We start from the raw sequence: 8,743 nt of genomic DNA, 5'->3' as shown, positions 1-8,743 counted from the left end.
TGAAAAAGCCCCCGCCTAGCGGGGGCTTTTTTATTGGGTTGACACTGTAGTAGCCCGTCTATAGAATTGCGCCTCCTTTTAACGGGCGTATTGCGCTCGCTGGGAATAGCAGCCGGAGTCTGAAATCCAATGCAAAATCAGCAAATCCGTATCAGGTTGAAGGCTTTTGACCATCGCCTGATCGACCAATCCACCCAGGAAATCGTGGAAACCGCGAAACGTACTGGTGCTCAAGTGCGTGGTCCAATTCCACTGCCTACCCGTAAAGAGCGGTTCACCGTTCTGGTCTCCCCGCACGTCAACAAAGACGCGCGTGACCAGTACGAGATCCGTACTCATAAGCGCGTTCTGGACATCGTCCAGCCAACGGATAAAACCGTTGATGCACTTATGAAGCTTGATCTTGCGGCCGGTGTGGAAGTGCAGATCAGCCTCGGCTAAGACTCGGTCTTAGTCGTGTAACGCTCTGAAATGGGCGGCCATAGCGGGTGAAAGCCCCGTACACTCATGAGGTTTACAACATGACTATTGGTGTAGTCGGTCGTAAATGCGGTATGACCCGTATTTTCACCGAAGAAGGTGTCTCCATTCCGGTCACGGTCATTGAGATCGAGCCGAATCGCGTCACCCAGTTCAAAACTGAAGAGACCGATGGCTATCGTGCAGTGCAAGTCACTGTAGGCGAGCGTCGTGCTTCGCGTGTTACAGCTGCTCAAGCTGGCCACTTCGCTAAAGCGAACGTTGCCGCTGGTCGTACCGTAATGGAATTCCGCCTTGAAGAAGGCGAGTACCAGGCCGGCGATCTGATCAACGCTGAAATCTTCGCCGCTGGTCAACTGGTTGATGTAACCGGTCAGTCCAAGGGTAAAGGCTTCCAGGGTACGATCAAGCGTTGGAACTTCCGCGGGCAAGATAATACCCACGGTAACTCCGTGTCCCACCGCGTTCCAGGCTCTATCGGCCAGTGCCAGACTCCTGGTCGTGTATTCAAGGGCAAAAAAATGTCCGGTCATATGGGCGCTGAGCGCGTGACCGTGCAGTCCCTGGAAGTAGTGCGCGTGGACGCTGAACGCAATCTGTTGTTGGTCAAGGGTGCTGTTCCTGGCGCTACTGGCGGCAACTTGGTTGTACGTCCAGCAGCCAAGGCTCGCGGTTAAGGGGAAGCTGACATGCAATTAAATGTAAATGACGCTCAAGCGATCGAAGTTTCCGAACTGACATTTGGCGGCGAATTCAACGAGACGCTGGTTCACCAAGCAGTCGTGGCCTACATGGCCGGCGGCCGCCAAGGTAGCAAGCAGCAAAAGACCCGTTCCGACGTTCGTGGTGGCGGTAAGCGCCCTTGGCGTCAGAAAGGTACTGGCCGTGCTCGTGCCGGTACTATCCGTAGCCCAATCTGGCGTGGCGGCGGTACCACTTTCGCAGCTCGTCCTCAGGATCACACCCAGAAGCTGAACAAGAAGATGTATCGCGCAGCAATGCGTTCCATCCTTGCTGAGCTGGTGCGTACTGATCGTCTGGTTGTGGTTCAGGACTTCGCTGTTGATGCACCGAAGACCAAAGATCTGCTGAACAAACTGACTGGCATGGGCCTGACTGACGTCTTGATCGTGTCTGAAGTAGTTGATCAGAACCTGTACCTGGCTGCTCGTAACCTGCCACACGTTGATGTACGTGACGTTCAAGGTTCCGATCCAGTTAGTCTGATCGCATACGACAAGGTGTTGATCACCGTGTCGGCCGTGAAGAAATTCGAGGAGCTGCTGGGATGAACCAGGAACGCGTATTTAAAGTTCTGCTTGGCCCGCACGTTTCCGAAAAGGCTACGGTTCTGGCTGACAAGAAAGGCCAGTTCGTTTTCAAGGTTGCAACTGACGCAACCAAGCTGGAAATCAAGAAGGCCGTCGAAAGCCTGTTCAGCGTGAAAGTAGAGCGTGTTACTACCCTGAATGTTCTGGGTAAGAGCAAGCGCACTGCTCGCGGTCTGGGCAAGCGTAATGACTGGAAGAAGGCAGTTATCTCCCTTCAGCCAGGCCAAGATCTCGATTTCAGCAGCAGTGCTGAGTAAGGAAGGGGTGCATCATGGCAATCGTTAAATGCAAACCGACTTCCCCTGGCCGCCGTTTTGTGGTCAAGGTGGTCAACCAGGAGCTGCATAAAGGCGCTCCTCACGCACCGCTGCTCGAGAAAAAATCGAAGACTGGTGGTCGTAACAACAATGGTCGCATTACCACTCGTCACATCGGTGGTGGCCATAAGCAGCATTATCGTCTGGTCGATTTCCGTCGCAACGACAAAGATGGCATCTCTGCCACTGTCGAGCGTATTGAATACGATCCAAACCGTACTGCTCACATCGCTCTGCTGCTGTACGCAGATGGCGAGCGTCGCTACATCATCGCCCCTAAAGGCGTGAGTGCTGGTGACCAGCTGATCGCAGGTGCTTTGGCGCCGATCAAGCCGGGCAACGCTCTGCAACTGCGTAACATTCCAGTTGGTAGCACCGTACACGGCATCGAATTGAAGCCAGGTAAAGGCGCGCAAATCGCTCGTTCCGCTGGTGCTTCGGCTCAGCTGATCGCTCGTGAAGGTGTCTACGTGACCCTGCGTCTGCGTTCTGGCGAGATGCGTAAAGTGCTGGCTGAATGCCGCGCGACCCTGGGCGAAGTCTCGAACTCCGAGCACAGCCTGCGTTCGCTGGGTAAAGCTGGTGCCAAACGCTGGCGTGGCGTTCGCCCAACCGTTCGTGGTGTTGCCATGAACCCGGTTGACCACCCACATGGTGGTGGTGAAGGTCGTACCTCTGGTGGTCGTCATCCGGTATCGCCATGGGGCTTCCCGACTAAGGGCGCGAAGACTCGTGGTAATAAGCGTACCGACAAAATGATCGTCCGTCGTCGCAAGTAAATAGAGGGATACGACAGTGCCACGTTCTCTGAAAAAAGGTCCTTTTATTGATCTTCACCTACTGAAGAAGATCGAAGTGGCGGCGGAAAAGAACGATCGCAAACCAGTTAAGACCTGGTCGCGTCGTTCGATGATCCTGCCACAAATGGTCGGTTTGACCATTGCTGTGCATAACGGTCGTCAACATGTTCCAGTTCTCGTGAACGAAGACATGGTCGGCCACAAACTAGGCGAGTTTGCCGGTACCCGCACATATCGTGGGCACGTGGCAGACAAGAAAGCCAAGCGTTAAGGGGTAAGGAACGATGGAAGTAGCCGCTAAGTTGTCGGGCGCTCGAATCTCCGCCCAGAAAGCCCGCTTGGTCGCCGACCAGATCCGCGGGAAGAAGGTGGGCGAAGCGCTCAACCTGTTGGCTTTCAGCAGTAAGAAAGCCGCCGAGATCATGAAGAAAGTGCTGGAGTCGGCCGTAGCCAACGCCGAGCATAACGAAGGCGCAGACGTTGATGACCTTAAAGTCAGCACCGTTTTCGTCAACGAAGGGCGTTCGCTGAAGCGAATCATGCCACGTGCCAAAGGCCGTGCTGATCGCATCGTCAAGCGGTCTTGCCATATCACTGTCAAGGTTGCTGACAAGTAACGGAGTCGAAGAGATGGGTCAGAAAGTACATCCCATTGGCATTCGCCTGGGAATCGTCAAGGAGCACACCTCCGTCTGGTACGCAGACGGTCGGACTTATGCGGACTATTTGTTCGCTGATCTGAAGGTGCGCGAGTATCTCCAAGACAAACTAAAAAGCGCGTCCGTAAGCCGTATCGATATCCATCGTCCGGCTCAAACTGCACGTATCACCATCCACACTGCTCGTCCAGGTATCGTTATCGGGAAGAAAGGTGAAGATGTTGAGAAACTGCGTCAGGACCTGACCAAACAAATGGGTGTGCCTGTGCACATCAATATCGAAGAAATCCGCAAGCCGGAACTCGACGGTATGTTGGTTGCGCAGAGCGTAGCTCAGCAGCTGGAGCGTCGCGTAATGTTCCGTCGCGCTATGAAGCGCGCTGTACAGAACGCCATGCGCATTGGTGCCAAAGGCATCAAAATCCAAGTGAGCGGTCGTCTCGGCGGTGCTGAAATCGCACGTACTGAATGGTATCGCGAAGGTCGTGTGCCACTGCACACCCTGCGTGCCGACATCGACTATGCCAACTACGAAGCTCACACCACTTACGGTGTGATCGGTGTAAAGGTTTGGATCTTCAAAGGCGAAGTAATTGGTGGTCGCCAAGAAGAACTGAAACCACAAGCACCAGCGCCTCGTAAAAAAGCTGCTAAGTAAGGGGTACGCCAAATGTTGCAACCAAAGCGTACGAAGTTCCGCAAGCAGATGACAGGCCACAACCGTGGTCTGGCTCAGCGCGGTAGCAAAGTCAGCTTCGGCGAGTTCGCGCTGAAGTCTGTAGCTCGTGGTCGTCTCACCGCTCGTCAGATCGAGTCAGCGCGTCGTGCTCTGACCCGTCACGTTAAACGTGGTGGCAAGATCTGGATCCGTGTATTCCCGGACAAGCCTATTTCCAAAAAGCCCCTCGAAGTTCGGATGGGTAAAGGTAAGGGTAGTGTGGAGTACTGGGTTGCCCAGATTCAGCCAGGCAAAGTCCTGTATGAAATCGAGGGCGTTTCTGAAGAGCTGGCGCGTGAGGCTTTTGCCCTGGCTGCTGCAAAGCTGCCGCTCGCCACCGCTTTTGTTAAACGGACGGTGATGTGATGAAAGCGAATGAACTTCGTGAAAAAGACGCGCCGCAGCTTAACGAGCAACTGCTCGGCCTGCTGCGCGACCAGTTCAATCTGCGTATGCAGAAAGCAACTGGCCAGTTGGGGCAGTCTCACCTGCTCCGGCAAGTTAAGCGTGACATCGCTCGCGTGAAGACTGTGCTCAAACAGCAGGCAGGTAAGTAATCATGGCTGAAGCCGAAAAAACCGTCCGTACGCTGACTGGCCGTGTTGTCAGCGACAAAATGGACAAGACCATCACCGTTCTGATCGAGCGTCGCGTAAAGCACCCGATCTACGGTAAATACGTTAAGCGTTCGACTAAGCTGCACGCGCACGACGAAACCAATCAGTGCCACATCGGCGACAAAGTCACTATTCGTGAAACTCGTCCTTTGGCCAAGACTAAGTCTTGGGCGCTGGTTGATGTTCTCGAACGCGCTGTGGAAGTCTAAGGACTAGGGGTCGGAGAAATTATATGATTCAGACTCAATCCATGCTCGATGTGGCCGATAACTCTGGCGCTCGCCGTGTTATGTGCATCAAGGTGCTGGGTGGCTCCCATCGTCGTTACGCTGGTATCGGTGACATCATCAAAGTTACCGTGAAGGAAGCAATTCCTCGCGGTAAAGTGAAAAAAGGCCAAGTGATGACTGCTGTTGTAGTCCGCACTCGTCACGGCGTACGTCGTGCTGATGGCTCCATTATCCGCTTTGATGGCAACGCTGCTGTTCTTCTGAACAACAAGCAAGAGCCGATCGGCACCCGTATCTTTGGGCCAGTGACCCGTGAACTTCGTACTGAGAAGTTCATGAAGATCGTCTCGCTCGCCCCAGAAGTGCTGTAAGGAGATCCGACATGCAAAAGATTCGTCGTGACGACGAGATCATCGTGATCGCCGGCAAAGACAAAGGTAAGCGCGGTAAGGTGCTTAAGGTTCTCGCTAATAACCGTCTGGTTATTGGTGGTTTGAACCTGGTTAAGCGTCATACCAAGCCTAACCCGATGTCGGGCGTACAAGGCGGTATCGTCGAAAAAGAAGCTCCACTGGACGCTTCTAACGTCGCCATTTTCAACGGCGAAACCAACAAGGCTGATCGCGTTGGTTTCAAAGTAGAAGACGGCAAGAAAATTCGTGTCTTCAAGTCGACCCAAAAAGCGGTTGATGCTTGAACACTGCTAGGTAGAAGACCATGGCACGACTAAAAGAGATTTACTGGAAGGAAATCGCACCGAAGCTTAAGGAAGAACTTAAGCTTTCGAACGTGATGGAAGTTCCACGCGTTACAAAAATCACCCTGAACATGGGTCTGGGCGAAGCGGTCGGTGACAAGAAAGTCATCGAGCATGCTGTTGCCGACCTGGAAAAGATCACCGGTCAGAAAGTCGTTGTGACTTACGCTCGGAAATCCATCGCTGGCTTTAAAGTCCGTGAAGGTTGGCCGATCGGCGTCAAAGTGACTCTGCGCCGTGAGCGTATGTACGAATTCCTGGATCGTCTGCTGTCGATCTCCCTGCCTCGGGTTCGCGACTTCCGCGGCCTGAATGCCAAGTCCTTCGATGGTCGTGGTAACTACAGCATGGGCGTTAAAGAGCAGATCATCTTCCCGGAAATCGACTACGACAAGATCGATGCTCTCCGCGGTCTGGACATTACCCTGACCACCACTGCCAAGAACGATGATGAAGGTCGCGCCCTGTTGCGTGCTTTCAAATTCCCGTTCCGCAACTGATTGGAGTAGGAAAATGGCCAAGATGAGCATGAAAAACCGCGAGCTGAAACGTCAGCTCACGGTTGCCAAGTACGCCAAAAAGCGTGCAGCACTGAAAGCTATCATCGTTGATCTGAACGCAAGTCCAGAAGCGCGTTGGGAAGCTACAGTAGCTCTGCAGAAGCAGCCACGTGACGCAAGCGCCTCGCGCATGCGTAACCGCTGCCGCCTGACCGGTCGTCCACACGGCGTTTACCGCAAGTTCGGCCTCGGCCGTAACAAACTGCGTGAAGCTGCAATGCGTGGTGACGTACCTGGTCTGGTTAAAGCCAGCTGGTAAGCACTATCAAAGTCTCGGCGTCCAGGTTCGTAAGATCCTGACCGCCGGTGACCTTGAACTTGAATCAAGCCCCTATTGGGGCTTGATTCATTTGTGGGGTGTGTCTAGAATACCCGGCTCGCCTGAGCCCGTGCTTTTTTCGCATGGATGAGCTCGGTGACAAGTAGTAGCCGCAAGGCTAATTTTTTTGTATTAGGAGCGTCTAGCCCATGAGTATGCAGGACCCGTTAGCGGACATGCTAACTCGAATCCGTAATGCCCAGATGGCTGAAAAGTCCGTCGTAAGCATGCCATCTTCTACTTTGAAGGTAGCTGTTGCCAAAGTCCTGAAGGACGAAGGTTACATTGCGGGTTATCAGATCAGCAGCGAAATCAAACCACTGCTGTCCATCGAGCTGAAGTACTTCGAAGGCCGTCCGGTCATCGAGGAAGTGAAGCGCGTTAGCCGTCCAGGCCTGCGTCAGTACAAGTCCGTCGATGATCTGCCAAAAGTTCGTGGCGGTCTCGGTGTGTCTATCGTCTCCACCAACAAAGGTGTGATGACGGATCGTGCTGCGCGCGCTGCCGGTGTCGGCGGCGAAGTTCTTTGCACTGTGTTCTAAGGGGGGATAAGCATGTCACGCGTCGCTAAGAACCCCGTTAAGCTGCCAGCCGGTGTCGAAGTAAAATTCGCAGGCCAACAGCTTTCGGTGAAGGGTGCCAAGGGCACTCTCGAACTGAACATCCATTCGTCCGTTGAGATCGTTGAAGAAGCTGGTGAGCTGCGTTTCGCTGCTCGCAATGGCGATCAACAAACTCGCGCAATGGCTGGTACCACTCGTGCGTTGGTAAACAACATGGTCCAAGGCGTAAGCCAAGGCTTCGAGCGCAAGCTCCAGCTGGTCGGTGTTGGTTACAAAGCGCAAGCAAAAGGCACAGTGCTGAACCTGGCTCTTGGCTTCTCGCACCCAGTGGATTATGAACTGCCGGAAGGCATCACCGCTGAGACTCCTAGCCAGACCGACATCCTGATCCGGGGTATCGATAAGCAGCTGGTAGGTCAAGTGGCCGCCGAGATCCGCGACTTCCGTCCACCAGAGCCGTACAAAGGCAAAGGTGTGCGCTACGCGGACGAAGTCGTCCGTCGTAAAGAAGCCAAGAAGAAGTAGGGCATAGCAAATGACCGACAAAAAAGTTACTCGACTGCGTCGCGCTCGCAAAGCACGCCTGAAAATGCACGAACTCGAAGTCGTGCGTCTCTGCGTGTTCCGCTCGTCGCAGCACATCTACGCCCAGGTCATTTCGGCCGACGGCAACAAAGTCCTGGCATCTGCCTCGACTTTGGATAAAGAACTGCGTGATGGCGCCACTGGCAACATCGACGCGGCCACTAAGGTTGGCCAGCTGGTCGCTACGCGTGCTAAAGCCGCTGGCGTCTCGCAGGTGGCTTTCGACCGCTCTGGCTTCAAGTATCACGGCCGCGTCAAGGCGCTGGCTGATGCTGCTCGTGAAGCTGGGCTGGAGTTCTAAGTTATGTCAAATAACGACCAAAAGCGCGACGAAGGCTACATTGAGAAGCTGGTTCAAGTTAACCGCGTAGCCAAAACCGTTAAAGGCGGCCGTATCTTCACTTTCACCGCGTTGACCGTGGTTGGTGATGGTAAAGGGCGTGTTGGCTTCGGCCGTGGCAAGTCACGTGAAGTGCCTGCTGCGATCCAGAAGGCAATGGAAGCTGCTCGCCGCAACATGATCCAAGTTGATCTGAACGGCACCACGCTGCAGTACGCAATGAAGTCCGGTCACGGCGCTTCGAAGGTGTACATGCAGCCTGCTTCTGAAGGTACCGGTATCATCGCTGGCGGCGCTATGCGTGCTGTCCTCGAAGTTGCTGGCGTTCAGAACGTTCTGGCCAAGTGCTACGGCTCGACTAACCCGGTAAACGTGGTTCACGCCACTTTCAAAGGTTTGAAAGCTATGCAGTCTCCTGAATCCATTGCCGCCAAGCGTGGCAAAAGCGTCAAGGAGATCTTCTGATC

At 54.1% G+C, this 8,743-nt stretch carries 19 protein-coding genes; all 19 read left to right on the top strand.

What is annotated here, in order from left to right; genetic code table 11:
- Positions 1-129: 129 nt before the first annotated feature.
- The 19 genes from rpsJ (at position 130) to rpsE (ending at position 8,741) form a co-directional block, all read left to right on the top strand.
- Entirely contained in the window at positions 130-441 is a 312-nt protein-coding gene (gene rpsJ / locus BK667_RS03665; protein WP_003186070.1) for a 30S ribosomal protein S10, read from the top strand.
- 80 nt (positions 442-521) lie between these two features.
- A complete protein-coding gene (gene rplC / locus BK667_RS03660; protein WP_003186059.1) occupies positions 522-1,157 on the top strand; it encodes a 50S ribosomal protein L3 in 636 nt (211 codons plus the stop codon).
- Positions 1,158-1,169: 12 nt separating this feature from the next.
- Positions 1,170-1,772, top strand: a complete 603-nt coding sequence (gene rplD, locus BK667_RS03655) for a 50S ribosomal protein L4 (protein ID WP_007896707.1) — start codon at positions 1,170-1,172, stop codon at positions 1,770-1,772.
- Positions 1,769-2,068 (top strand): 50S ribosomal protein L23, encoded by a 300-nt coding sequence (rplW, locus tag BK667_RS03650; RefSeq protein ID WP_002555488.1) that lies wholly within the window; start codon positions 1,769-1,771, stop codon positions 2,066-2,068. The genes rplD and rplW overlap by 4 nt, the downstream gene beginning before the upstream one ends.
- Before the next feature lie 14 nt (positions 2,069-2,082).
- Positions 2,083-2,907, top strand: a complete 825-nt coding sequence (gene rplB / locus BK667_RS03645; protein ID WP_003176423.1) for a 50S ribosomal protein L2 — start codon at positions 2,083-2,085, stop codon at positions 2,905-2,907.
- Positions 2,908-2,923: 16 nt separating this feature from the next.
- A complete protein-coding gene (gene rpsS / locus BK667_RS03640; RefSeq protein WP_002555486.1) occupies positions 2,924-3,199 on the top strand; it encodes a 30S ribosomal protein S19 in 276 nt (91 codons plus the stop codon).
- A 13-nt stretch (positions 3,200-3,212) separates the two neighbouring features.
- Entirely contained in the window at positions 3,213-3,545 is a 333-nt protein-coding gene (rplV, locus tag BK667_RS03635; RefSeq protein ID WP_003103908.1) for a 50S ribosomal protein L22, read from the top strand.
- Between the two features lie 13 nt (positions 3,546-3,558).
- Positions 3,559-4,245: a 30S ribosomal protein S3 gene (gene rpsC, locus BK667_RS03630; RefSeq protein WP_003176422.1), complete on the top strand. Its 687-nt coding sequence runs from the start codon at positions 3,559-3,561 to the stop codon at positions 4,243-4,245.
- Between the two features lie 12 nt (positions 4,246-4,257).
- On the top strand, positions 4,258-4,671 hold the full coding sequence (rplP, locus tag BK667_RS03625; RefSeq protein ID WP_007896757.1) for a 50S ribosomal protein L16: 414 nt from the start codon (positions 4,258-4,260) through the stop codon (positions 4,669-4,671).
- Positions 4,671-4,862 (top strand): 50S ribosomal protein L29, encoded by a 192-nt coding sequence (rpmC, locus tag BK667_RS03620; protein WP_008030901.1) that lies wholly within the window; start codon positions 4,671-4,673, stop codon positions 4,860-4,862. Before rplP ends, rpmC begins: the two co-directional genes overlap by 1 nt.
- A 2-nt stretch (positions 4,863-4,864) precedes the next feature.
- A complete protein-coding gene (gene rpsQ / locus BK667_RS03615) occupies positions 4,865-5,131 on the top strand; it encodes a 30S ribosomal protein S17 (protein WP_003176419.1) in 267 nt (88 codons plus the stop codon).
- A 23-nt stretch (positions 5,132-5,154) separates the two neighbouring features.
- Positions 5,155-5,523 carry a 50S ribosomal protein L14 gene (gene rplN / locus BK667_RS03610; protein WP_002555479.1) on the top strand — a complete coding sequence of 123 codons (369 nt, stop codon included), beginning with the start codon at positions 5,155-5,157 and terminating at the stop codon, positions 5,521-5,523.
- 11 nt (positions 5,524-5,534) lie between these two features.
- Positions 5,535-5,849: a 50S ribosomal protein L24 gene (gene rplX / locus BK667_RS03605; protein WP_003176416.1), complete on the top strand. Its 315-nt coding sequence runs from the start codon at positions 5,535-5,537 to the stop codon at positions 5,847-5,849.
- A gap of 20 nt (positions 5,850-5,869) precedes the next feature.
- Complete coding sequence (gene rplE / locus BK667_RS03600; protein WP_003176415.1) at positions 5,870-6,409, top strand: 50S ribosomal protein L5; 540 nt, start codon at positions 5,870-5,872, stop codon at positions 6,407-6,409.
- A gap of 13 nt (positions 6,410-6,422) precedes the next feature.
- Complete coding sequence (gene rpsN / locus BK667_RS03595; RefSeq protein ID WP_003176414.1) at positions 6,423-6,728, top strand: 30S ribosomal protein S14; 306 nt, start codon at positions 6,423-6,425, stop codon at positions 6,726-6,728.
- A gap of 209 nt (positions 6,729-6,937) precedes the next feature.
- Positions 6,938-7,330, top strand: a complete 393-nt coding sequence (rpsH, locus tag BK667_RS03590) for a 30S ribosomal protein S8 (protein ID WP_003186040.1) — start codon at positions 6,938-6,940, stop codon at positions 7,328-7,330.
- A 12-nt stretch (positions 7,331-7,342) separates the two neighbouring features.
- A complete protein-coding gene (gene rplF / locus BK667_RS03585) occupies positions 7,343-7,876 on the top strand; it encodes a 50S ribosomal protein L6 (RefSeq protein ID WP_007896774.1) in 534 nt (177 codons plus the stop codon).
- Positions 7,877-7,886: 10 nt separating this feature from the next.
- Positions 7,887-8,237, top strand: a complete 351-nt coding sequence (rplR, locus tag BK667_RS03580; protein WP_003186037.1) for a 50S ribosomal protein L18 — start codon at positions 7,887-7,889, stop codon at positions 8,235-8,237.
- A 3-nt stretch (positions 8,238-8,240) separates the two neighbouring features.
- Positions 8,241-8,741 (top strand): 30S ribosomal protein S5, encoded by a 501-nt coding sequence (gene rpsE, locus BK667_RS03575; protein WP_007943782.1) that lies wholly within the window; start codon positions 8,241-8,243, stop codon positions 8,739-8,741.
- The last annotated feature ends 2 nt before the right edge of the window (positions 8,742-8,743 follow it).

Source organism: Pseudomonas frederiksbergensis (assembly GCF_003732705.1).
GTDB classification, from domain to species: domain Bacteria; phylum Pseudomonadota; class Gammaproteobacteria; order Pseudomonadales; family Pseudomonadaceae; genus Aquipseudomonas; species Aquipseudomonas frederiksbergensis_F.
Note: the sequence above shows the minus strand (reverse complement) of the source record. Positions and strands in the feature narration are given on the sequence as shown.

Bases quoted from the DNA above. Each gene is read 5' to 3' on its own strand.
- rpsJ (WP_003186070.1), top strand. From the start codon at position 130: ATGCAAAATCAGCAAATCCGTATCAGGTTGAAGGCTTTTGACCATCGC.
- rplN (WP_002555479.1), top strand. From the start codon at position 5,155: ATGATTCAGACTCAATCCATGCTCGATGTGGCCGATAACTCTGGCGCT.
- rpsN (WP_003176414.1), top strand. From the start codon at position 6,423: ATGGCCAAGATGAGCATGAAAAACCGCGAGCTGAAACGTCAGCTCACG.
- rplB (WP_003176423.1), top strand. From the start codon at position 2,083: ATGGCAATCGTTAAATGCAAACCGACTTCCCCTGGCCGCCGTTTTGTG.
- rplP (WP_007896757.1), top strand. From the start codon at position 4,258: ATGTTGCAACCAAAGCGTACGAAGTTCCGCAAGCAGATGACAGGCCAC.
- rpsH (WP_003186040.1), top strand. From the start codon at position 6,938: ATGAGTATGCAGGACCCGTTAGCGGACATGCTAACTCGAATCCGTAAT.
- rpsQ (WP_003176419.1), top strand. From the start codon at position 4,865: ATGGCTGAAGCCGAAAAAACCGTCCGTACGCTGACTGGCCGTGTTGTC.
- rpmC (WP_008030901.1), top strand. From the start codon at position 4,671: ATGAAAGCGAATGAACTTCGTGAAAAAGACGCGCCGCAGCTTAACGAG.
- rplV (WP_003103908.1), top strand. From the start codon at position 3,213: ATGGAAGTAGCCGCTAAGTTGTCGGGCGCTCGAATCTCCGCCCAGAAA.
- rplC (WP_003186059.1), top strand. From the start codon at position 522: ATGACTATTGGTGTAGTCGGTCGTAAATGCGGTATGACCCGTATTTTC.
- rplD (WP_007896707.1), top strand. From the start codon at position 1,170: ATGCAATTAAATGTAAATGACGCTCAAGCGATCGAAGTTTCCGAACTG.
- rpsE (WP_007943782.1), top strand. From the start codon at position 8,241: ATGTCAAATAACGACCAAAAGCGCGACGAAGGCTACATTGAGAAGCTG.
- rpsC (WP_003176422.1), top strand. From the start codon at position 3,559: ATGGGTCAGAAAGTACATCCCATTGGCATTCGCCTGGGAATCGTCAAG.
- rplX (WP_003176416.1), top strand. From the start codon at position 5,535: ATGCAAAAGATTCGTCGTGACGACGAGATCATCGTGATCGCCGGCAAA.
- rplW (WP_002555488.1), top strand. From the start codon at position 1,769: ATGAACCAGGAACGCGTATTTAAAGTTCTGCTTGGCCCGCACGTTTCC.
- rplF (WP_007896774.1), top strand. From the start codon at position 7,343: ATGTCACGCGTCGCTAAGAACCCCGTTAAGCTGCCAGCCGGTGTCGAA.
- rplE (WP_003176415.1), top strand. From the start codon at position 5,870: ATGGCACGACTAAAAGAGATTTACTGGAAGGAAATCGCACCGAAGCTT.
- rplR (WP_003186037.1), top strand. From the start codon at position 7,887: ATGACCGACAAAAAAGTTACTCGACTGCGTCGCGCTCGCAAAGCACGC.